This window comes from Paenibacillus selenitireducens (assembly GCF_002021565.1).
GTDB lineage: Bacteria > Bacillota > Bacilli > Paenibacillales > Paenibacillaceae > Paenibacillus_K > Paenibacillus_K selenitireducens.
In genome coordinates, this window is record NZ_MSZX01000011.1 from 181,069 (window position 1) to 203,251 (window position 22,183).

Consider the following 22,183-nt stretch of genomic DNA (forward strand, 5'->3'; position numbering starts at 1 on the left):
ATATTGCAAAGATTGGTTATATTGTAACACAACCCGTTGATTCCATCCGTACCACGCCGGGGTAACATCGCTTCATCCTCATTAGAAAAAAATCCGCTCTATAACTCAGTACATTACCTAAGATAGAGCGGATTCATATGAAATTATAAGGTTATGGATTTCTTAGGATAGGCAGCAAGCATTCGTTCGAGTCCTTGTTGTAAGAGCGGGCGCGGCGTTCCAAGGTTGATCCGCACGTAGCCTTCACCAATCGCACCATAGGCTGTACCGAAGCAGAGCGTGACGCCGGCTTCTACCTCAATCCATTGTTTTAAGACGCTTTCGTTTTCACTAATTCCTCGACAATCGACCCATAAGAGATAGGTTCCTTCCGGTTGAATGACCTTGAGTTCTGGCATATGATCCGCGATGAATTGTTCAGCGTATTTGATATTGCCTTGAATATACAGAAGGAGCTCCTCTAGCCATACATCCGACTTCGTGTACGCTGCTTCCAGCGCGGGAACGGCGAAGTAGGTCGGATCGAAGATCCCCGTCTGCAGCAAAACTTTCTTGAATTGGTCCCGCAACTGCTGATTTGGAATGATAATGTTCGATACGGCAAGCCCTGCAAGATTGAATGTCTTCGCTGGGGAAGTACATATAATGGAACGGGCAGCGATCTCATCCGATAAGCGGGCGATCACCGTATGCTCATGACCCGGATGGACGAAATCCGCATGAATGTCGTCTGACACGAGCAGCACATCATACTTGATGCATAAGGCTGCGACACGTTCCAGCTCTTGCCGCGTCCATACTCTTCCGGTTGGATTCTGGGGCGAGACCCAGAGCAATATTTTGATCCCTTCCCGCATATGCTGTTCCATTTCCTCAAAGTTTATTTCATAACGTCCGTCTTTAAGGAGGAGTGGGCTTTCCACCAAGGTCCGGTGATTCCGGGTCACGGCACTCTGAAGCGGAAAATAGGAAGGCGTATGAATGAGTACCCGATCCGTCTCTTGCGTAAAATGCTGAATGATCAACGATACCGCCTGTACGATTCGCGGGCAGAAGACAATCCAATCTTGTTCAATAGGCCATTGATAGGCGTCGCGCATCCAGCGCTGTACTGCATCATAATAGGAGGCGTATGCATTGGTATAACCATAAATACCATGTTCCGCCATATGCATGACAACATCCTGAATGGCCGGCGATATACGCAAATCCATGTCTGCCACAGATAAAGCGATTTGATGGTGTCCGAATTGTTGGCCTACGGGTTCCCATTTGTCGCTGTTGGTACCGAAGCGATTCGTAATTTGATCGAAAAATGAATTCATCTGTAGAACCTCCTGTTGATCTGTCTTATAACCTCATTTAAAGAGATTACGAGAAGGGTTGCAAGCCTAATATTTTTCTCTTGACAGCGAAGAGTTGAATTGAAATAATGTACGCGTGTACATTATGACATTTATCACACTTGCGAAAATGTAAGCAAGACCAATGAAGTTATACGGAGGTGCGGACCATCGCGACACGAAAAGAAGTAGCAGCACGCGCCGGTGTATCTGAGGCGACCGTCTCCCGTGTTCTCAATGATGTGGGTCCGATCAAAGAAGAGACGAGGCAGCGCGTACTTCAAGCAGCGAAGCACTTCAATTACGCTCCGAATGCCATTGCCCAGAGCTTTGCTCGTGGGAAAAGTGGGAATCTAGGCGTTGTTCTGCCTTATGTTCCCGGGGTCCATTTGTTTTCAACCTTTTATTTCTCGGAGATGCTCAGCGGAATCGGAGCCGCGGCCAAAGAGAGAGGATATGACTTGCTGTTAAAGTTTCGTTCATTAGAGACAGATAACGATTACGAATTGCTTTTTCAGCGTCAGAAGGTGGATGCGTGCATTATTCTTGGCGCGCGCAATACGGTAGAAGAGCGGGAGTCGTTAGTTCGTCTCCAGGCGGCGAAGCTGCCATTCTGCTTAATCGGTCAGCATTATGAGGAACTTCGGTGCAATACATTGGATGCGGACCATGTACAGGGCAGTTACTTGGCCGTGAAGTATTTACTCGACCAAGGGCATGCAAGAATTGCTTTCTTAAACGGGTCTCCGGCGTATTCCAATAGCCAGGATCGGTTGAAGGGTTATTTGAAAGCATTAGGGGAACGGGGTATCGCATTTGATGAACGCCTCTATGTCGAAGGAAATTATAGCCGAACCAGCGGTTATCAAGCGGCTCCTTATATCCTTGAGCAGCAGGTCGATGCCGTCTTTGCGGGGAATGATCGCATGGCCATCGGGTTCATGCAGAAGCTGCGGGAGCTGGGGAGAGGCGCGGGCCAGGACATGGCAATCGTTGGCTATGATAACTCGGATGCTGCGCAGTTTACGGAGCCGCCTTTAACGAGCGTTGCCGTACCTTTCTATGAAATGGGGAGCTTGGCCGCAGCAAAGCTCTTAGAATCAATCGATGCCAACGATGAAAAGGAAATTTTTCAAGAAAAGCTATCCACGCACTTAGTCATACGTTAATCCTGCGTTACATACCAAGAATCGGAGGAGATAAAGAATGAATCAAGTTCAAGTGGGGATGATTGGTTATAAATTTATGGGCAAAGCGCACAGTCATGCGTATCGGGATCTGCCGATGTTTTTCCCGAAGACGGCTCGTCCGGTAATGAAGTTAATCTGTGGACGCAACGAGAACGATGTCGCGCAAGCAGCTTCTCAATTAGGTTGGGAAAGCTATGTCACGGATTGGCGCGAAATGATTCAACGCGATGATATCGATCTGATTGATATTAACGCACCGAGTGATACGCACAAAGAGATTGCGATTGCGGCAGCTCAAGCCGGCAAACATTTATTCTGCGAAAAGCCGTTAGCGCTTACACTCGCTGATTCCCGCGACATGCTGGCTGCTGCAGAAGAAGCGGGCGTTAAGCATATGGTCGGCTTCAACTACCGCTTCGCGCCTGCAGTGATACTCGCAAAGAAATTAATTGACGAAGGCCGACTAGGGCAAATCTACCACTTCCGCGGCATGTTTCTGCAAGATTGGTTAATAGATCCGGAATTTCCGCTAGCTTGGCGATTACAGAAAGAGATTGCTGGTTCGGGCTCGCATGGGGATCTAGGTGCCCATGTCATTGATCTTGCCCATTACCTTGTCGGTGATCTGCAAGAAGTGATTGGGATGAGCGATACGTTCGTGAAGGAACGTCCTTTGCCGTCCGCAGGAACGACAGGCCTAAGTTCGAAAGGCGGCGTGTCGGCAGAGCGCGGTCCTGTGACGGTGGATGATGCAACACTGTTTATGGCTCGCTTCGCGAACGGTGCCATGGGAAGCTTCGAGGCAACACGGTTTGCCGCCGGGCACCGCTGCACGAATTCCTTTGAAATCAACGGGAGTAAGGGAAGCGTGAAATTTGATTTTGAGCGGATGAATGAGCTGCAAGTTTATTTTGTAGAGGATGCAAGTGACGTTCAAGGTTTTCGCCGTGTATTAGCGACGGACCCAGCGCATGCTTTCGCTGAGGCTTGGTGGCCGCCAGGACATACGATCGGGTATGAGCACACGTTCATTCATGAGATGGTTGAAATGATGGATGCCATTCGTGAGGACAGACAACCGGTTCCGAATTTCAACGACGGTGTGAAGTGCCAAGCTGTATTGGAAGCCGTGGATCAGTCCATTGAAGAACGGCGCTGGGTTGCCATATCCGAATTATAGAATAGAGAAGACACATACAAATAAACGAGAAGATAGAGAGGTTGAGACGTCATGACGTTAGATCACAACGTACGCGTAGGGATTATTGGATGCGGTAAGATTAGTAGTGTTTATTTTGAAAATTGCGCTAAATACCCGGTTTTGGACGTGGTAGCATGTGCGGATATAAGTCTGGCGCGTGCGCAGGCAGCAGCGGCTCAATACGGCATTGCGAAGGCATGCACCGTCTCTGAGCTGCTCGAAGATCCAGACATTGATTTGGTGATCAACTTGACGATTCCTGCAGCCCACGCAGAGGTCAGCATTCAAGCGCTGGAAGCAGGGAAGCATGTCTATGGAGAGAAGCCGCTCGCGGTGACACGTGAAGAAGGTCAGCACATTCTGGAGGTGGCCAAGCGCCGCGGATTACGCGTGGGAAGCGCACCGGATACCTTCTTGGGTGGAGGAATCCAGACATGCGTCAAATTAATTCGTGAGGGATGGATCGGGAGACCAGTAGCTGCGACAGCCTTCATGGTCGGACAGGGACCGGAACATTGGCATCCAGACCCTGAATTCTATTATGCTCGCGGCGGCGGCCCGATGTTCGATATGGGACCGTATTATTTAACTTCATTGATTGCGATGTTAGGCCCAATTACTCGAATTAGTGGGTCAACGGGAATTTCCTTCCCTGAACGTACGATATTAAGCGAGAAGAAGCAGGGTCAGTCGATCCATGTGGAGACACCGACTCACGTAGCGGGAACACTTGATTTCCAAAGCGGTGTCATTGGCACGATGGTCATGAGCTTTGATGTGTTTGGCGGTCATCAGCTGCCGTGCATTGAGATTTACGGCAGTGAAGGAACACTGAGCGTCCCGGATCCGAATATGTTCGGCGGACCTGTGAAGCTGCGTCGATTTGATTCTCCTGCGTTCCAAGAGATTCCGATGACACATGGGTTTACGGAGAACAGCCGCGGTGTGGGCGTATTGGATATGGCCTATGCGATTAAGAATGGTCGTCCGCATCGTGCGAATGGCGAGCTTGCCTATCACGTGCTGGAAGCAATGCATGGATTTCACGATGCTTCGACGGAAGGTAAGCACTATCGTATGCAATCGACATGTGAAGCGCCAAAGCTTATGCCGCAAGGGAATCTGATTAACGTACTCGATTGATCACCTATGAATCTGCATAAATTGGGCTGAAAAGGTAACTCTATCCGTGTAAGCTTAAGTCTTTCAAGGAGGAGTAACAGACATGTCAGATCAGAGCAGAAAAGCTGTTCAGGATATGATCCAAGCGGATTTTGATTCCATGAATGCTGCAACATCCGCGAGTGTTGGATTGACATCGATGCAATATGGCCGGGACGACGTGCAACCTGCAGGAGATGTCATTTCGGAAGCATCGAATTCGGCTGCCAAAGTACCGGCGTCGGATACAACGAATTTGTTCGATGATGAATACATTAATTAATATCAAGAAACGGCTGTACCATACGAAAGATATGGTACAGCCGTTTTATTGTTGTAAGGCTCGATTTCACGTCTGGCTTCCGCTATACTGGCTAAAGATCACGCAACTACAGGAGAGAAGGCGGAAGTTCGATGAACACCTATTTATATACCTATACAGCCCACGAAGATGAACAAGACTTATGCCGACTCGAACTTCGTTCATTATTGGATATAGATCCTATTTCAGATACCAACAAGTTGGTTCTTTCTACGAAGAGCATAGATCCGAGCCGCAGCCCGTTTATCCATCAACGATTGACCATTATACATACGGCAGAGAACCTCGATACACTGATGTACCAAATGGCCTCGATTGAGCTGTCAGGAGCTACGTTCAAGGTCAAATACATCAAAGAATCAGAGGATGCTCCATCCTACGAAGAACAACGGGCAATCGAGCGGAAGCTGGGCGCACGTCTGGTTGGCAAAGCCGATATGAGACAGCCCGAGCGCGTATTCGGCGTCGCCAAACATCGCGGTACATGGATGTTTGGTGAGATGAAGCAGAGTGAAGCCGTATGGCTGCATCATAATGATAAACCCCAACATTATTCAACAGCCCTAAGTACAAGGCTTGCTCGAGCGGTCGTGAACATCGCTGTTCCGGAGCCGCAGCATGTCCGCGTAATTGATCCATGCTGCGGGATCGGCACAGTACTTATAGAAGCTTTATCTATGGAAATGGATATCGTCGGCCGGGATATCAACCCTCTGGCAGCACGAGGAGCACGTACGAATTTAGCGCATTTTGGCTATCCGAATGTCGTAACGCTAGGCGATATGAAGGACATAACAGACCATTATGACGTGGCAATCATCGATATGCCTTATAATTTATGCTCGAAATTATCACCGGAGGAGCAGCAAGCGATGCTCTCTAGTGCCCGACGTTTTACCGATAAAGTGGTCATTGTGACTGCAGAGCCAATCGACACATCCGTTATCCAATCCGGATTCCGCATGATAGAACGTTGTCAGGTCCGTAAAGGTACCTTTGTTCGCGAAGTGATCGTTGCGGAATAATGCTGTGTGCCGCTATCCTTTGATTTGTTGAGGGGCAGCGGATTTCTGCTGTTTTGAAGCAGAGGCAGAAGCAGGTGCAGAAGCTGCACGATTCCCGCGGATGTTCATCCCAATAACGCCTGCGATAATTAAGGCAGAACCAATCCAATCATACAAGGTCACGCTCTCGCCAAGCAGGACCGCGCCCGCTATCATCGATACGACGGTCGAAAGGTTTGAGAATACACTGACCTTGGAGGCTTCCATCTTCGACAATGTGAAGGTAATGAGCAAGAAGCTCAATAGCGACGACAGCACGCTCAGGTATAGGATGGATGTCCAGAAGGATCCATAAGTTAACGGCGTGACTAACGCAGACATCGTGCCATTCATGCCGTGTTGTACCAAGGCAATCAGGCCAAACACGATACTGCCGACGCCCATCATGAAATAAGTGAGTTCTGCTGGACGAAATTGTTGGGTTAACTTACGCGCCAGCACACCGTATCCAGCAAAGGAAAGAACCGATAAGAACAGCAATAGGATGCCGACCAAATGAGAAGGATCCAGTCCCACGCCTTTCACAAGGACCATCAACAACACCCCGAACACGGAGATCGCAATGGATAACTTCTGCAAGCGATTCGTGCGTTCTTTAAGAAAATATGCGGCAAACATGACCGTTAGGATCGGCGTGAATGCATACAGAATGCCGCCTTCTGCAGATGTCGCGTATTTCAAGCCAAAGGCTTGCAGTGCGAAGAAAAGTGTCGGATACAAGAGCGCAAGCCAGAGTAACCCTCGAAATGATTTGCCGCGAAATTGAAGCTTGATGAGGCCAAGTCCCACAGGAACGCTCATCACGATGAACGAGATGATAAACCGGTACGCCAATGCGACGAACGGGTCTGCGAATTCCAGCGCGCTCTTCATGAATAGGAATGAAAACCCGACGATGATTGAATACACGATGGCCGAGAGTACGGCCCATTTAACGCCATGATTTGTTTTCATGGTTGAAATCCCCCTTGTCAAATCCAATGTAAATTTACGATTCATCTTCTGTTAAACCATTCTCGGAACCGTTATACTGAAATTACGCTAAATCTTGGCGATTGGCGATCATGATTTACCTGAATTGTATCGGTACAGTTGGGTCTGGATCATGATTATAAGACGGAAAAGCGGTGTCCATTATGCAAAAGTACATGGCGATTCTGTCCGATATGGAGGAGCGCATTCGAACAGGTCAATACGGGCCTGGGCGCAAGCTGCCATCGATTCGAGAAGCTGCATCGCTCTATGATTGCAGTCGCAGTACCATCATTCGCGCTTATGCAGAGCTGGAACGACAGCACACTATATATGCGATGCCCCAGAGCGGTTATTATGTCGTGGACAAGCGCGGCGAGCAGTGGGATGTGAGGGAGTGTGAGCGGCTGGATTTCACGTCAGCATCTCCGGATTTGAATATATTCCCGTATCTTGACTTCCAGCATTGTCTGAATAAAGCAATTGATACCTATCAGTATCACTTGTTTACGTACGGTGATTCGCAAGGGTTGGAGAGCTTCCGGAATACGCTCGCCTCGCATCTGGCGTCAGATCAGGTGTTTGCGAAGCCCGATCAGATTGTCGTTACATCCGGTGTGACGCAAGCGTTGATGATTCTGACACAGATGCCTTTTCCGAACCACAAATCGGTTATTCTGGTAGAACAGCCGGGGTATGATATCTATCTACGCTACTTGGAGATGGAAGGCGCACCTGTTGAATCCATACTGAGAACCTCGAAGGGGATTGACCTGGATCGGTTGGAAAAGCTGTTTAAGCACGGCAATATCAAGTTCTTCTTTACGATGCCAAGGTACCAGAATCCTTTAGGTGTGTCCTATAACCTGGCCGAGCGGAAGGCCATTGTAGCCTTGGCAGCGAAATATGATGTCTATATTGTTGAAGACGATTACATGGGTGATTTAGGCAGTGAACGCCGATTACATCCGCTGCATAGCTACGATGATGCGGAGCATGTCATCTATTTGAAGAGTTTTTCGAAGATTATTTTCCCGGGGTTGCGTATCGGGGCAGCCGTGGTTCCTCGCCTGCTTCTGCCGACATTTCGAATGTATAAAAAATATGCGGATAGTGAGTCTTCGCTCTTATCCCAAGCAGCGCTCGAAATCTATATCAAGAACGGCATGTTCGAGCGGCACAAGCATAAGATTGTGAAGATGTATGCTTCGCGGATGAAGGCGATGAATGATGCTTTGCTTCAGCATAACGCTTCTGGCATCGTTGAACCGACCCTGGTACAATCTGGTGTGTACATCGCGCTTCAGCTGGAGAACTCAGTAAATATGGATCAATTGATTCGGCGATTAGCTGGGAGAGAAATTGTGGTGGTCCATAGCAAAGGATTCTATCTTACGAATTATGCATCACCTTATAAATTCCTCCGATTAAGCATTACACGTGTGCATAAGGATGTTATATCGGCTAGCGTATACACTTTGCTGGAGGAGATCAAAAAGGCGAATCAAAATGCGGGGAGGAAACGATTATGAAGATTGGGATGATCGGTACGGGCTGGTTCGCGGATATGCACTGCGACCTGCTGGAGCAAATGGAAGGTGTACAAGTTGCGGCGGTATGCGGTACGAGCCAAGCGAAGGCAGAACATTTTGCGAGTCAGCGAAGAAACGCTGCGTCCTATGCGGATGTCGAAGAGATGCTGGAACAAGAGAAGTTGGACGCGGTATACATCTGTGTTCCCCCATTTGCGCATGGAGCCATTGAACGCGCTGTTGTTGCCCGCCAAATTCCCTTTTTTATCGAGAAACCCATTGCGCTAGATGAGGAATTGCCCGCACAAATTCAGCACCAGCTTCAACAAAGCGGATTGATTACGTCAGTCGGATATCATTTTCGCTATACGGATGGCGCAGAAAAGCTGCTTGAACTTCTGAAAGGCCGGACTGTCGGCATGGCCCTCGGGACTTGGCTAGGGGATATGCCGCGTGTAGCTTGGTGGCGCAAGCAAGAGGGTTCTGGCGGACAGTTCCTTGAACAGACAACGCATATCGTCGATTTGCTGCGCTATACCTTAGGGGAAGTCACGGAAGTGTACGCAGCGACGGCTTTGCGTCACATGAACACCATCGAAGAAGGTGTGACCGTGGATGATGTTGGGACCGTTACCTTGAAGCTGGCGAGCGGTGCGGTGGCGAATATTTCAAATACGTGCATGCTGCCGAAGTCTGATCGATCGGGGTTGCAGATTTATACAGATCTTGGTGTGCTTGAGGTGAATCATAACGGGGTGACGGCATCGACGGTGGGGCAGAACGTGACCTATCATAATCAGTCGAATCCGTATATCAAAGAGAATGAGGCATTTATACATGCTGTTCGTACGGGAGATACGCAGTTCATTCGGTCTACGTATGCGGATGCGATTCTTACGCAGCGTATTGCAACAGCGGCATTACGGTCAGCACAATCAGGGCTGCCTGTTGTCTTGTAAAATAACACATAAGAAGAGCCCGCTTCGCACACAAGGACTGAGCGGGTTCTTTATAGGATCACAGTTCATCCGCAATTGTTGGAAAAACGCCTTGATTACCATGCGAAGCCGTCTTGACCATGCCAAACAAAAAGTCATATACTATTTTAAAATTTAAGCATACAAATTTGAGGTTAAAGGAGACGATCATGGCTAATCGAGAGAATATCATCATTCTTGAAAATCACTTTAGGCAGTTCATGAGAAAAGTCCAGTCTGAATGGTCGAGACAGGTGCATAGTGAGCTTTCCAAGTCCCAGTACTTGATTCTAGATAAATTGACCACGGAAGGTCCGATGAAAGTGTCTGATCTCGCCGAGGCGATTCATATTACGGCAGGTGCTGTGACGGGCTGCTCCGACAAGCTGATTCAAGGCGAATATGCCGAGCGTACGAGAGACGATCATGATCGCCGTGTCGTCTATTTGAAGATTACGGAGAAGGGCACGAATATGATGAAGGAAATTACGGAACGGCGCAAAGAGCTCTTGACTCGTTTTTTTGCTGGCGTGTCCGATGATGATGTCATTCGATTAACGAATTTATTCAAACAAATCATAGACAATACCGATCCTAAAGCATAACGGAAGAAGGCGAAATAGGATGAAGGCCGATAAATGATTAGCCTTTGCTGTGATGAATTCGTATTCATACAGTAAGGGCTTTTTGGCATGTCTATACATATTAAGTAGAAAAAATTGCCATCCTAATCCAGAATTCATTTTGATAATAAAGGATGTGCACCATGGTAAGTATCCCGTTTAAAATGGTCCTCGTGATGTGTAGTCTTCTGACGATTGCGATGCAATACGATAGTTCATTCGTGCGCGCAGCCTCTGTAAAGGAAAGACTTCCTATCGAGCATGTATCCAAGGAACAGGAGCCGCCTTCGATGTCGATACCCGATCACCCGCAGCTCAATGCATTACGTCATTTGACATGGTTGCATACTGCAGCATTCGATATTACAGGGGATAGAGAACCTGAGCAAATCGGGCTTTTGGGCATGCAGGAAAATCCACGTTCAAGCTACTGTCAGCTTGTCTATCTCATATGGAAAGATGTCAAAGCGAATCGAAGCAGCGTAACGTATATCCAGGGAGGATATCACCCAAGGATGCAAATCGGCGACCTCAATGGGGACCACAAAAACGATGTGCTTGTCCAGCTCCCCACAGCGAGTCATCGGGCTGCGAAATCGAACTATCATTTGTATACGATTCGAAATCATGAAGTTGTGAGCCTGCCTACGCCACAGCCCCTTCAAGTGGATGCGAAGCTGGAAGAAAACTACGCCGTGAGCCTTCGTGCAGGGGATGCTCAACCTCTCACCATAGACATCACAGATCGGAAGAAGAAATATGATGCGGCAGGGTATTATAAGGAAGGAAAATTGCTGCAACTGCAACCTGATACTTCATTCACAACGACGCCCTATCATATGCTGAATCTGGTGAACTGGAACAAGAAAAGGACGATGGATTTGGCAGGGGTGCAGATCGTGCATGGATTAAATAAAGAAGATCCGGTTGCTCTCGTGCAATCAGTGTGGACATGGGAGAAAGGGAAGTGGAAGCTTTTACATGTCTACATGCAGAAAGCATTCCTGTGACATAAGTAAAAGCTTGCGATATGGTGTATAATCGTTTCTGGAGAGTGTAAGGAACGGGAGGAACAGGCAACATGGAACAAGTACTTGTAGAAGAATATCGTAATGAAACGTTAGAATGCCTGCATCGCGGACATATTTGCGGCGTTGGTCCCGACGGTCAGGTGAAATATGAAGTAGGGGATGCGGACTTTGTCGCATTCTTGCGTTCGGCAGGCAAGCCGTTCCAAGCGATTCCAGGTGTACGCGCAGGCATTAAGGAAGCGTATGAACTTACAGATCAAGAAATAGCGATCATGACGGCTTCCCATCGGGGAGAGTCTTTTCATTTAGAAACTTTGTCGCATCTCATGGACCATACGGGACTCGAGCAATCGAACTTGGTCTGTGCGGAGAGCTACCCGATGCATCGCGGCTCCAGGGAACAAATCATCCGCAATCAAGGTCATGAGCAGCGCGTATATCATAACTGTTCTGGGAAGCATTTCGGGGTGTTATCTTATTGCAAGCTGATGGGTTACCCGTTGGAAGGGTATGAGGATCCTGGTCATCCGGTTCAACAAGAGATTGTGGAGACCTTATCGATGATGGCGGAACTGCCTGCGGATCAGATTGCTCGTGGAACAGACGGATGCGGATTACCCGTGTTTGCATTGCCTTTAAAACATATCGCCAGAGCTTATTTGAAGCTGTCTTGCCCCGAATTGATCGAGGACGAGAAGACAAGAGAAGCTGTACAGAAGATTACGGCAGCCATGCACGCACATCCGGAGATGGTATCGGGTACGAATCGTATTTGTACAACCCTTATGGAAGATACGAATATTATCGCGAAGGGCGGATTCAAAGGCATTTACGGATTCAGCCTCCGACAAGAACAGCTCGGATTTGCCTTTAAAATCGTGGACGGCTCTGATGAAGAGTGGGCACATATCGTTGTCTCTATTCTCGAACAAATCGGATACGCCAACCAACAGACGATCCATCGCATTCGTGAGCGGTTTCCTTCGGCAATCCGAAATGATGCGGGTAAGATCGTAGGGCATACCAAGGAGGTATTTCATCTGTGAGCAGCAAAGTGATCTTGGAAGTGATTGCGACGACCTTAGCGGAGGTGAAGGCGGCCGCGGCGTATGGTGCCGATCGGATTGAGCTTATCACCGCGATGAATGAAGGTGGGCTGACCCCTTCGATCGGGTTAATCGAGGAGGCGGTGAAGTCCGTTTCCATTCCCGTGAACGTGATGCTGCGTCCGCACAGCCGATCCTTTGTCTATGACAAGGAAGATATCCAGACGTTGCTATCGGAAGTAAGGCGTATTCGCCGCGCAGGTGCGAATGCGATTGTATTCGGGGCATTAACGCCGAAGGGCGAGATTGATACCCGGTTATTGCAACGCGTTTTGGATCGCGCCGGGGATATGCGGATGACGTTTCATCGCGCTTTTGATGAAGTCAAGAACCAGGCAGCAGCGCTTGACCAATTGCTAGCCTACCCGCAAATCACGACGATCTTGACATCGGGCGGGCAACCGCGTGTCTTGGATGCGGCTGAGCAAATCCAGATGCTCGTTGCGCGCAGCGCTGGAACGCATTGTTCCATTCTTGCGGGCAGTGGTTTATCGCCGAATCGGGATGAGCTGCGGGCTTTCCTCGACTTTACAGGTGTCCAGCAAGTCCATTTTGGATCTGGCGTACGCGAAGAAGGGAAATCGTTAGCTCCGATTGACCTTATGCGCATGACGGAGGTTCGTTCTATTTTACAGGGTTGAAAAAACACGCACATCGCAGCCTATATCAGGCGCGGGGTGCGTGTTTTGTGTTTTGCTTGGTTACGCTTTTCTTAGTTTACCTAGTTCGGACACGAGTGCTTCCACTTCGCTAATGCTGAAGTTCTGCTTGCTGCTGATAATATCGTACAATTCTTGAATATCTTCGTACTGATCAACCGAGAAGGATGAGGCTTGCATTGCTGCAGCTGTAGCCATTTTTAGCTTTATTTTAATCGCTTCAATCATATATTCTACGTTTTCTTGCGTTGGTTGTGTAAGATCCACGTTCTTCATCCTCTCTGTTTCAATGAACCTATTGTAGCATGATTCAAATCCATCATGAAACAAAAATTGCCTGTAAGGGATTGTTCGGTTACAATCATAACAAATCGTGAGCAGTCAAATCAGAAGGAGAGGTTGTGAGGAGGATGCGGGAGCTGGAGTCGAATTCGTCGATCCGTTTGCGTCAGAAGAGGAATGCGTCGGAATTGCCTCATTTTTTTCGGTCCGTGTTCGAGTCGCATGCCTTGGAACAGATTACATTCGTCTGCATTGGAACGGATCGATCCACAGGCGATGCACTAGGGCCCTTGTTAGGTACGGCTTTGGAGCTGAGGGGGTTCACCCAAGTGGTTGGAACGTTGGCTCATCCCTGTGATGCGACGAATTTGGAAGCACGGTTGCGCGGAATTCCAGCAGATCATATTGTCATTGCGATTGATGCTTGCTTAGGGCAACCCGCGATGGTAGGACATTATTTGGTGTCCAAGCAGCCGCTGCAGCCTGCGGAATCGGTAGGCGGTCGTCTTCCGGCAGTGGGGCACTATAGCATCGCAGCTGTTGTCAATGTCAGCGGCCCCAAGCCGTATTGGACGCTGCAGATGACTTCGTTGTATAAAGTGATGCAGATGGCGCAGCAGATTGAATATGCTATTGAAGCAGGATTAAGCCCATTGTAGAAGGTTCACATTCTTCGTATCGAAGGAAGTGAACTTTTTTTTGCATGTTTACAAATTTCGAGTCTCTTTTTAATACAGACCTCATATAATGTAGGTATTCTTTCAATAACGGACTAGGATGAAGATGGGAGCGATCAAGATGGCCTACATTAATCATGTGAATTTAAAAAATGCAGGTGGACAAGTCTATTGTTGCATGCGAAATAAAGTAGTACAGTTTAATGAAGAACAATTAATGAAATACTGTGTTGGGTGCAAGATGTTCGGGGGCACGGCGAAGGGGAAAGGCGTGGAATGTTTCTGGGATGATATGCGGGGAGATAAACTGATGATTGTATCGGATCCCGTGCAAGAGGTTGAATACAATCAGACGCGCAGCGTGAGGCTGACCTCTTAGACGAAAGCGCCTAGATGACCTGAAGAGAGGAAATGATCTTATGACAGAAATGAAGCAAGGAACAACGCCGCAGGGTTTATTTTATAAAGAGCAGGGACAAGGACAACCAATCGTGTTATTGCATGGCTTTTGCGGCAGTTCTGATTATTGGACAAGCGTAGTACCTGAGCTCGCACGCCAGTATCGTGTAATCACGCCGGATTTGCGCGGACATGGTCAATCACAAATCATAAATCCCTCGTTCCGTATTGAAGATATGGCACAGGATGTGGTTCAACTCATGGACGAGCTTCAGATAGAACGAGCCATCGTATTCGGCCACTCCCTCGGTGGATATATCACATTAGCGCTTGCGGAACAAGCGGCAGAACGATTACAGGGCTTCTCCCTGGTTCATTCAACCGCGAATCCCGATGCGGAGGCCGCGAAGGAGAATCGGCTAAAAGCAGTTAAGACGATTCAAGAGGAAGGCATTGTCCCTTTTGTGGACGGTCTTATTCCGAAGTTATTTGCGCCAGACCATGTGCAATCCATGCCGGAACTTGTGGAGCATAGTAAGCAAATAGGGTATCAAACACTGCCGGAAGGTGCCATGGGAGCAAGTCTTGCGATGCGTGAAAGACCGGATCGGAATCATGTACTGGCGTCCACTCCACTTCCCGTCTTGTTAGTCGCAGGAGAAGCAGATCAGATCGTTCCTCCGGAAAAGTCATTTACGGTGACCGGTTCACATATTCAACAAGCGGTCATTTCTGCGGCGGGTCATATGAGCATGATGGAATCACCTGATGCATTGATTGAGGTTATTCATCATTTTGTACAGGGAATCAACAAGACGGTGTCTTGATCCTCCAATGAGAAGCCTAGAAGTCACGCTTACCCTCCTGTCTTGGGATGTGTAGGCGTTTTCTATTAGGCGACTGACATTGACATTATTTTATGTATTCACATACACTACATTTAGATGATTTCCTAAATATCTAAGAAGTGGAGGTGCGTCTTTCGTGAACGATGCCTTCAAAGCACTAGCCGATCCGACTCGACGACAAATTCTTATGCTGCTCAAAGAGCGGGATATGTCTGCTGGTGAAATTGCAGACCATTTTTCCATGAAGAAGCCAAGCATATCGCACCATCTGAATATTTTGAAGCAAGCGCAGTTGATTATTGATGAGAGACAGGGTCAGAATATCATCTATTCTCTGAATACATCAGTCATGCAAGAAGCGCTGGGATGGTTCCTGCATATGATTCAGAAGAACAATTAGGAGGCTGTTCGTTATGAATACGCGTGAGAAAGAGAATAACAGTAAAGCGTGGGATCACAAAGATTCGTGGATTGTTGCAGTTTCATTGGTATTGTTCGGTATCGCATCCATTTTTTATCCGCAATTGCCGGATCAAGTGGTCTCTAAATTCAATATGGTCGGTGATCCGATCCGGACGATGAGTAAGTGGAGTTTTTGGCTACTGTATGGCGGAATTGCGTTGATTCTTCCCGTGACGACGAAGTTTACACGTAATCTAGATCCTAGAAAATCGAATTATCTGAAGTTCGAATCTACGTTCGAGACTTTTCGGTGGGCGACGGTTGTATTCATCCACTTTATTTTTGGGGCAGGAGTTGCGTATAATTTAGGGTATCCCGTCTCCATGAATTTTGTGCTCCTATTTGCACTAGGGATGTTATGGCTTATTATGGGGAATCGAATGGGTAAAATTCGGTTTAATTATTTCATCGGGATACGAACGCCATGGACGCTTGCAAATGAAGATGTCTGGCGCAAAACACACCGTGTCGCGGGCAGATGTTGGTTTATTGCCGGCATTCTGTTCTTGGTCGCTCTGTTTCTTCCGGCAGCGTTATTTATACCGATCCTTATTCTTAATTTGATCTTAAGTACGCTAGTACCGATGATATACTCCTACCTGATGTATCGAAAGACCGGACAGTCTTCATAAATCGTAGAAAAAGCAGGTGAGACCGTGTTCTCAAGAGATTATCTTGTGCGACTGATTGAAGATATGACAAGTGTGCTTGGAAAAGCGATGGGGCTCCGTCAAGAGAATAAGCTGACTGAAGCCGAATGGGAAATCGATGACCTTTTTCAACGGCGATTTCGGCTTAGTGGACCCTTAATCCATTCGCTCTCACCAGAAGATTTGATTACGATGTTCACCTTTAACGGCGTATTGGAGTCCGATCGTGTACAGGGTGTTGCGCTGCTCCTGAAGGAACAAGCACTTATCGATGAGGCGAAGAATGACCCTGCACAGGCGACGGTTCGCCGCATGAAGGCATTACATTTATTGGCGTATGCATCCGTACATGGGGCTCCCGTGAAGTGGATTCAGACGCATGATGAAATGAACCAACTGATCGAATTATTACAGGGAAAAGGGATGGCTGTCAGCTTGCACCAAGTCTTATGGACGTACTATGAGTCGGTTGGCAATTATGCGAAGGCCGAAGATCATTTATTCTATATACGAGATCGTCAGATCGATGTCACCGAAGAAGGTATTGCATTTTATCATCGATTGCTAGAACAGACAGATGAGGCACTGGAAAAAGGCGGTTTACCGCGCGGAGAAGTGCTGCAGGGTCTATCCCAGCTTCAGCAGCATCGAGAGGTTTAACGAACGAATGGAGGCTTATTGTTTTGTCTAACGCAACTTACACCATGGAATCTTTGCTTGAGCTGCTAGAGGGGATTGTACGTCAAGGAACGCTTGTTTCGGGCACGTTAAGTCAACGCAGACGCAAAGAACCAGATAGTTATACCAAAGTCCTGATCAAGCCAATTCAACTGCGTCAGGAGATCTATATCCAATTTGAATATCACTATGCCAATAAAGTGGCCCATGAGAATGTACTTGCTTCGGAAGCGGGTGCTCGGATGGCAACATTGTTCGAGGATACATTCCGTCAAGGATTGATTCGGACGACTTCGGAAGAGTATCAGGTTCTGCTCTCCAAGAAGAACAAAGTATCCGTGCTTAAGAAGCAGACGGCTGCGGCGAAAGTGAATCTGACGCATAATCGCAAGAAGCAATATGTCTTGGAAGAAGGCGAGCCGGTTCCGTTCTTAATCGAACTCGGAATTATGAATACCGATGGTAAGGTGCTTGCGAAAAAGTACGATAAGTTCCGTCAAATTAATCGGTTCCTTGAAATGATTCAAGACGTTCTTCCGAATTTGCCGAAGGATCGGACCGTTACGATTGTTGATTTTGGCTGCGGCAAGTCCTACTTAACGTTTGCATTGTATCATTATCTGGCCGTACAGCAGGGGATGACGCTCAATGTAGTAGGCTTGGATTTGAAAAAAGATGTTATTGAACATTGCCAACAGTTAGCATCGCGTCTCGACTACAACCAGCTGCGTTTTCTCGTGGGCGATATCGCCGATTATAATGAACTCAAGCAGGTCGATATGGTCGTCACTTTGCATGCCTGTGATACAGCGACGGATGCAGCCTTAGAAAAGGCTGTTCGTTGGGGAGCTAGTGTCATTTTATCTGTACCTTGCTGTCAGCATGAGCTGTTCAAACAGGTGAGTAACCCGGCGCTGTCGCCTTTATTATCTCACGGTATTTTGAAGGAGCGATTCTCCGCGCTAGCAACGGATGCAGCACGTGCCAAGTTGTTAGAGATTCTAGGGTATCGCACACAATTGTTGGAGTTTATCGACATGGAGCATACGCCGAAAAATATTCTGATTCGCGCGGTGAAAGGTAACGTTCCAGGAAGTGTTCAAGATCTGATTACAGAGTATGAGCAGTACCGGGATTTCCTCCATATTTCGCCATACCTTGAACGGGCATGCTCAGATCTATTGGAACCTTTTCGGAGCTAAGGAAAGGGTTCTCATGGATGAATAAATGATTGAAGGGAGCGACAGCAGGGTGATAGAGCGATATAACAAGGAACGGGAATATGCATCCCTTACTGCGATATTGGATTGTAGAACCGTGGTGGAGCGCAAGGATTTTGTCTCTACTGGCGTGCTCACGCATGCGGAAGGCGATTTGATTGAGATTGAAATTGCGGAGTATGACCATTTTCAGTTGGGTGAAGCGGTCAAGATGACGATTTATTCCCCTGTGGGCATACATATCATTCAATCTACGGTCATTGCGAAATACGAGGGAGCTATTCTGATTATCCATCCGCCCAATAATCTCAGTAAGTTTGAAGACAAGCGTAAGTACCCTCGCATTGCATCGAATAAGGGAGGACATATCCATACGCTTGTGCATGAACTTGCACCAGTCCCTTTAGAAGACCCTATTTTTTTTAATTTGAAAAATATCAGTGTCGAGGGGCTTGGATTTACACTCTTTGAGGAGAGAACCTTTCAGGTGCATACGAAGTTACAGGCGGAGTTAGATCTTGGCTTCTTATTCCCGTGTACGTTCCGCATTGTAAGGTCATCCGAATCGGGTGAGGGGATGTTTTATGGAGCTGAATTGCTGAATGTCTCTGAAGAATATCTTCGAAATTTACGGGCCTATATCTTGAAGCAGCAAATTGAGAATCACTATGAACGCAAGAGCAAAGAGAAGTACTTTTCTCTCTAAAAAATGAGTTTATACTATGCTACAGGTAGCATCGTCCCGTGGACGACGACTACCTGTTTTTGTGTTCATCCGCCAAATGCTTCACGAAAAGCGCGTGATAGCTTGTCGCGATCCACATCCCATAGCGTTGCTAATTCCTCGCAGACGTTCTCATCCCACCAGTCCGACAACAGCTTACGATTGCTGCTATGCTCATGGATCCAGATGAGGTTGAGAATGACCTTCTTGTAGTAGAGTTCTTCGCCTTGCTTCATGGATTCCTCGGGAATCCATACTTTCATACGCTTCACTGCGCGGTAGAGCTCATTGTTGCAAGCTCTTCGGATCTTTCGTGCGGATGGTAGATTGCTCTGATGCTTCTCGGTATGCTTGGCTGTGTTCGGATTCGCCACGGGGCATCGACTCCTCTCCCTACCAATGTATGCAGGCAAGAGTGGAGAGGAAACTAAGCACCGTTTTTCACATACAGGCTATTCGACAACAATATACCCAATCATAGGCGCTTCGGCGGATGTGTCGCCTTCTTTTACGGTGCTATCTGTCTTGGAGTTATGACCGGGATGTGTTGTGCAGATGAGACGGTAAATTCCTTTTTTGGTCGGTGTGAAGTGTACGACGGTTTCTTTCCCTTTCATCACTTCCCCGCGAATTTCGGTTCCTTCGATGTAGAATTGATGATGTGCGCCATTTACGCCGAAAATGCTAAGTTTGATATTCTCTCCGGCCTTAGCGAAGACGGTGCCTGGATCCCAACGATAGACTTCGATTTCTTTTCCGGCAGCGGTTTTGGTCTTGAATTCTCCCGTAACAATGTTAATGATTCGCTCATCTTGCAGAGCAGATGCAACGGGTTTGGACTGCTCCCATCGTAAATAAGCAATGGTGAGCATGACGGCGAACATGGCTACCGCGAACCACTGAATCTGACGTTTACTAATAATCCAAAATCTTGACATATCATTCACCTCGACGGATTGGTTTGAGACAAGTGTATGCACGAGGGGGCCAAGCCATGACAGCGAACTAGAAGTCATGTCCACCCATGTGGTAGAATAAGATAAATTTAGAAATAATTTTAGGAATGGAGAGAGCAAAGAGGCAAATGGATTATATTCACGAAATCATTAATCAGATTTTTAGCTGGGTCCAAGGTTTGGGTTATTTCGGTATTGTATTAGGTTTAATGCTCGAAGTGATTCCGAGTGAAATTGTGCTGGCTTATGGAGGGTATTTGGTATCCATAGGTGATATTTCCTTTACTGGAGCGGTGATTTTCGGAACGATCGGGGCCATTGCACAGAACTGGATTTTGTATGCCATCGGCCGTTATGCGGGTCGTCCGTTCTTTGAGAAATATGGCAAATATTTAAAAGTCAGTAAAAAGAATTTAGATACTGCAGAAGGCTGGTTCAATAAGTATGGAGCCGGTATCGTGTTCACAGGTCGATTTATTCCGGTTATGCGTCAGATTGTATCCATTCCAGCAGGGATGGCACGAATGAACTTCTGGTTGTTCACCTTGTTAACGGCACTGGCATCGATTCCTTGGTCATTACTGTTCGTGTTCCTAGGATGGAAACTTGGAGATCAATGGCAGAGTGTCAGCGAGAAAGCAGGTCCTTATGTGCAGCCTGCCATTTTAATTGCGATTGCGCTTCTGATCGTATATATCGTCATCAAGATCTGGCGTTCACGTACACGCGTGAAACAATCATAAAGTATAAGTTATTGATTCCAAATAAATAATAGAAAGAGGCGTATGAAATGAGCAAAAACGTATCGGGCAAACTGCGCAGCGGGATTTCACCGTTAGCATTTATGCAAGGGATGAGGAAGAATCAAGATACTTTTCAATCTTGGTATGACCAATTTGCTTGGGCGAATACAGAGGACCAGGAATTCTTCGAATCCCTGAACAATCGTGATGATCTTAGATGCTTGATCTTAGCGGCTGACTGGTGCGGAGACGTTGTACGCAATGTGCCTGTCGTGTTTCATCTCATGGAGACTGCAGGAATTCCAACCGAAGTATTCATTATGGAACAACATCCAGATTTAATGGATCAATTCCTAACAAATGGTGGCCGTTCCGTACCGGTTGTTATTATTGCGGATACTGGCGGCTATGTACTCGGCCAATGGGGTCCACGTCCAACGAAAGTACAAGCACATATGAATGAATTCAAACGTGAGAATCCAGATCGTGAAGCCGCAGATTATAACGAGAAGATTCAAGTAGTTCGTGAGAAAATGATGAAAGAATATGGCGAAGGAACGGGCTACCATGCGGTTATCGCAGCTGAGTTCCGTGAATTGCTGGCAGGAGTGTAATACATCATGTTAAAGATTGAATCCTTTCAACTAGGTCCGTTAGAGACGAATTGTTATCTGCTCGTGAATACGGACACCAACAAGGCGCTTGTCATTGACCCGGGTATGAATCCGGCTCCGTTACTGCGTCGCATTCAAGATCTTGATGTGGAAGCGATCCTGCTTACCCACGCGCATTTCGATCATATGGGTGGCGTCGATGAAGTTCGGAAGCTGAAGAATTGCCCGGTATATCTGCATGATTTGGAAGCCGAATGGCTTACGAATCCGAAGCTGAATGGATCGCTTTTGTGGCCGCAGGTTTCCCCGCCGTTAACGACGGATCCTGCCGAATATGCGCTTGAAGACCGTCAGACGTTAGAGATGATCGGTCATACATTCCAAGTGATGCATACACCAGGGCATTCACCGGGTAGCGTGAGCTTCTTGTGCGGGAATGATTTGTTCGGCGGGGACGTACTCTTTAAACTGTCCGTTGGCCGTACAGATTTACCAGGGGGGCGTCAGAACGATTTATTCGATTCGATCCACAATAAGTTATTTAAACTCGACGATGCGGTGAAAGTATATCCAGGTCATGGACAACGCACGACGATCGGATTCGAACGAGCAAATAACCCGCATGTGTAATGATTTACAAAAATCGACAAAAGCTATAGACCATAGTACCAGGTTCTGATATAATGTAGTCAATTGAAAGTATAACGTTTGCGAAGCACGCAAGCTGAGGAGATAGCTCCCGGTTTGCG

General features: G+C 47.4%; 27 protein-coding genes. 22 read left to right on the forward strand and 5 right to left on the reverse strand.

Going from position 1 to position 22,183, the window contains the following annotated elements; translation table 11 throughout:
- Positions 1 to 143 precede the first annotated feature (143 nt).
- Complete coding sequence (locus tag BVG16_RS24595) at positions 144 to 1,325, reverse strand: MalY/PatB family protein (protein ID WP_078501848.1); 1,182 nt, start codon at positions 1,323 to 1,325, stop codon at positions 144 to 146.
- A 179-nt stretch (positions 1,326 to 1,504) separates the two neighbouring features.
- On the opposite strand from BVG16_RS24595, the gene BVG16_RS24600 reads away from it, so the two are divergent.
- The 5 genes from BVG16_RS24600 (at position 1,505) to BVG16_RS24620 (ending at position 6,242) form a co-directional block, all read left to right on the forward strand.
- The gene (locus BVG16_RS24600; protein WP_198957531.1) at positions 1,505 to 2,512 is read left to right on the forward strand and encodes a LacI family DNA-binding transcriptional regulator; all 1,008 of its coding nucleotides are present in this window, start codon (positions 1,505 to 1,507) and stop codon (positions 2,510 to 2,512) included.
- A 37-nt stretch (positions 2,513 to 2,549) separates the two neighbouring features.
- Positions 2,550 to 3,713 carry a Gfo/Idh/MocA family protein gene (locus tag BVG16_RS24605; protein ID WP_078501849.1) on the forward strand — a complete coding sequence of 388 codons (1,164 nt, stop codon included), beginning with the start codon at positions 2,550 to 2,552 and terminating at the stop codon, positions 3,711 to 3,713.
- A 51-nt stretch (positions 3,714 to 3,764) separates the two neighbouring features.
- Positions 3,765 to 4,877 carry a Gfo/Idh/MocA family protein gene (locus BVG16_RS24610; RefSeq protein ID WP_078501850.1) on the forward strand — a complete coding sequence of 371 codons (1,113 nt, stop codon included), beginning with the start codon at positions 3,765 to 3,767 and terminating at the stop codon, positions 4,875 to 4,877.
- A gap of 82 nt (positions 4,878 to 4,959) precedes the next feature.
- Entirely contained in the window at positions 4,960 to 5,178 is a 219-nt protein-coding gene (locus BVG16_RS24615; protein ID WP_078501851.1) for a hypothetical protein, read from the forward strand.
- A 131-nt stretch (positions 5,179 to 5,309) separates the two neighbouring features.
- Positions 5,310 to 6,242 carry a TRM11 family SAM-dependent methyltransferase gene (locus BVG16_RS24620; RefSeq protein ID WP_078501852.1) on the forward strand — a complete coding sequence of 311 codons (933 nt, stop codon included), beginning with the start codon at positions 5,310 to 5,312 and terminating at the stop codon, positions 6,240 to 6,242.
- A gap of 12 nt (positions 6,243 to 6,254) precedes the next feature.
- On the opposite strand, the gene BVG16_RS24625 is transcribed toward BVG16_RS24620, so the two are convergent.
- Positions 6,255 to 7,235 carry a DMT family transporter gene (locus BVG16_RS24625; protein WP_078501853.1) on the reverse strand — a complete coding sequence of 327 codons (981 nt, stop codon included), beginning with the start codon at positions 7,233 to 7,235 and terminating at the stop codon, positions 6,255 to 6,257.
- Between the two features lie 182 nt (positions 7,236 to 7,417).
- On the opposite strand from BVG16_RS24625, the gene BVG16_RS24630 reads away from it, so the two are divergent.
- The 6 genes from BVG16_RS24630 to BVG16_RS24655 all read left to right on the forward strand — a co-directional run bounded on the left by BVG16_RS24630 (position 7,418) and on the right by BVG16_RS24655 (position 13,163).
- Positions 7,418 to 8,785, forward strand: coding sequence for an aminotransferase-like domain-containing protein (locus tag BVG16_RS24630; protein WP_078501854.1), 1,368 nt, complete (start codon positions 7,418 to 7,420; stop codon positions 8,783 to 8,785).
- Positions 8,782 to 9,744 (forward strand): Gfo/Idh/MocA family protein, encoded by a 963-nt coding sequence (locus BVG16_RS24635; protein WP_078501855.1) that lies wholly within the window; start codon positions 8,782 to 8,784, stop codon positions 9,742 to 9,744. Before BVG16_RS24630 ends, BVG16_RS24635 begins: the two co-directional genes overlap by 4 nt.
- A gap of 188 nt (positions 9,745 to 9,932) precedes the next feature.
- Positions 9,933 to 10,367 carry a MarR family winged helix-turn-helix transcriptional regulator gene (locus BVG16_RS24640; RefSeq protein WP_078501856.1) on the forward strand — a complete coding sequence of 145 codons (435 nt, stop codon included), beginning with the start codon at positions 9,933 to 9,935 and terminating at the stop codon, positions 10,365 to 10,367.
- 161 nt (positions 10,368 to 10,528) lie between these two features.
- A complete protein-coding gene (locus tag BVG16_RS24645; RefSeq protein WP_078501857.1) occupies positions 10,529 to 11,395 on the forward strand; it encodes a hypothetical protein in 867 nt (288 codons plus the stop codon).
- A 71-nt stretch (positions 11,396 to 11,466) separates the two neighbouring features.
- Positions 11,467 to 12,462, forward strand: coding sequence for an asparaginase (locus BVG16_RS24650; protein ID WP_078501858.1), 996 nt, complete (start codon positions 11,467 to 11,469; stop codon positions 12,460 to 12,462).
- Positions 12,459 to 13,163, forward strand: a complete 705-nt coding sequence (locus BVG16_RS24655; protein WP_144027482.1) for a copper homeostasis protein CutC — start codon at positions 12,459 to 12,461, stop codon at positions 13,161 to 13,163. The genes BVG16_RS24650 and BVG16_RS24655 overlap by 4 nt, the downstream gene beginning before the upstream one ends.
- A 60-nt stretch (positions 13,164 to 13,223) precedes the next feature.
- Here BVG16_RS24655 and BVG16_RS24660 read toward each other — a convergent pair whose 3' ends face one another.
- Positions 13,224 to 13,448, reverse strand: a complete 225-nt coding sequence (locus tag BVG16_RS24660; protein WP_078501860.1) for a DUF1128 domain-containing protein — start codon at positions 13,446 to 13,448, stop codon at positions 13,224 to 13,226.
- A gap of 143 nt (positions 13,449 to 13,591) precedes the next feature.
- Between BVG16_RS24660 and yyaC the strand changes: the two genes are divergently transcribed.
- The 8 genes from yyaC to BVG16_RS24700 all read left to right on the forward strand — a co-directional run bounded on the left by yyaC (position 13,592) and on the right by BVG16_RS24700 (position 19,103).
- A complete protein-coding gene (yyaC, locus tag BVG16_RS24665; protein ID WP_078501861.1) occupies positions 13,592 to 14,122 on the forward strand; it encodes a spore protease YyaC in 531 nt (176 codons plus the stop codon).
- 139 nt (positions 14,123 to 14,261) lie between these two features.
- Positions 14,262 to 14,519: a hypothetical protein gene (locus BVG16_RS24670; RefSeq protein ID WP_078501918.1), complete on the forward strand. Its 258-nt coding sequence runs from the start codon at positions 14,262 to 14,264 to the stop codon at positions 14,517 to 14,519.
- Between the two features lie 40 nt (positions 14,520 to 14,559).
- The gene (locus BVG16_RS24675) at positions 14,560 to 15,366 is read left to right on the forward strand and encodes an alpha/beta fold hydrolase (RefSeq protein WP_078501862.1); all 807 of its coding nucleotides are present in this window, start codon (positions 14,560 to 14,562) and stop codon (positions 15,364 to 15,366) included.
- A 157-nt stretch (positions 15,367 to 15,523) separates the two neighbouring features.
- A complete protein-coding gene (locus tag BVG16_RS24680) occupies positions 15,524 to 15,787 on the forward strand; it encodes an autorepressor SdpR family transcription factor (protein WP_078501863.1) in 264 nt (87 codons plus the stop codon).
- A 13-nt stretch (positions 15,788 to 15,800) separates the two neighbouring features.
- Positions 15,801 to 16,481 (forward strand): SdpI family protein, encoded by a 681-nt coding sequence (locus tag BVG16_RS24685; RefSeq protein ID WP_078501864.1) that lies wholly within the window; start codon positions 15,801 to 15,803, stop codon positions 16,479 to 16,481.
- A gap of 24 nt (positions 16,482 to 16,505) precedes the next feature.
- Positions 16,506 to 17,159: a DUF6483 family protein gene (locus BVG16_RS24690; RefSeq protein WP_269845614.1), complete on the forward strand. Its 654-nt coding sequence runs from the start codon at positions 16,506 to 16,508 to the stop codon at positions 17,157 to 17,159.
- Positions 17,160 to 17,203: 44 nt separating this feature from the next.
- Positions 17,204 to 18,379 carry a class I SAM-dependent methyltransferase gene (locus tag BVG16_RS24695; RefSeq protein ID WP_078501866.1) on the forward strand — a complete coding sequence of 392 codons (1,176 nt, stop codon included), beginning with the start codon at positions 17,204 to 17,206 and terminating at the stop codon, positions 18,377 to 18,379.
- Between the two features lie 49 nt (positions 18,380 to 18,428).
- Positions 18,429 to 19,103 (forward strand): PilZ domain-containing protein, encoded by a 675-nt coding sequence (locus BVG16_RS24700; RefSeq protein ID WP_158081781.1) that lies wholly within the window; start codon positions 18,429 to 18,431, stop codon positions 19,101 to 19,103.
- 65 nt (positions 19,104 to 19,168) lie between these two features.
- Here the strand turns inward: BVG16_RS24700 and BVG16_RS24705 are convergent, their stop codons facing one another.
- Together BVG16_RS24705 and BVG16_RS24710 are read right to left on the reverse strand one after the other, a co-directional pair.
- Positions 19,169 to 19,495, reverse strand: a complete 327-nt coding sequence (locus BVG16_RS24705) for a dehydrogenase (RefSeq protein WP_078501868.1) — start codon at positions 19,493 to 19,495, stop codon at positions 19,169 to 19,171.
- A gap of 78 nt (positions 19,496 to 19,573) precedes the next feature.
- On the reverse strand, positions 19,574 to 20,059 hold the full coding sequence (locus tag BVG16_RS24710; RefSeq protein ID WP_078501869.1) for a cupredoxin domain-containing protein: 486 nt from the start codon (positions 20,057 to 20,059) through the stop codon (positions 19,574 to 19,576).
- 146 nt (positions 20,060 to 20,205) lie between these two features.
- Here BVG16_RS24710 and BVG16_RS24715 point away from each other — a divergent pair, with 146 nt between their 5' ends.
- From BVG16_RS24715 to BVG16_RS24725, 3 genes are read left to right on the forward strand one after another with little or no spacing between them, the layout of a single operon-like run.
- Positions 20,206 to 20,820, forward strand: coding sequence for a DedA family protein (locus tag BVG16_RS24715; protein WP_078501870.1), 615 nt, complete (start codon positions 20,206 to 20,208; stop codon positions 20,818 to 20,820).
- A gap of 47 nt (positions 20,821 to 20,867) precedes the next feature.
- Positions 20,868 to 21,434 (forward strand): thioredoxin family protein, encoded by a 567-nt coding sequence (locus BVG16_RS24720; protein ID WP_078501871.1) that lies wholly within the window; start codon positions 20,868 to 20,870, stop codon positions 21,432 to 21,434.
- 3 nt (positions 21,435 to 21,437) lie between these two features.
- On the forward strand, positions 21,438 to 22,064 hold the full coding sequence (locus tag BVG16_RS24725) for an MBL fold metallo-hydrolase (RefSeq protein WP_078501872.1): 627 nt from the start codon (positions 21,438 to 21,440) through the stop codon (positions 22,062 to 22,064).
- Positions 22,065 to 22,183: the final 119 nt, after the last annotated feature.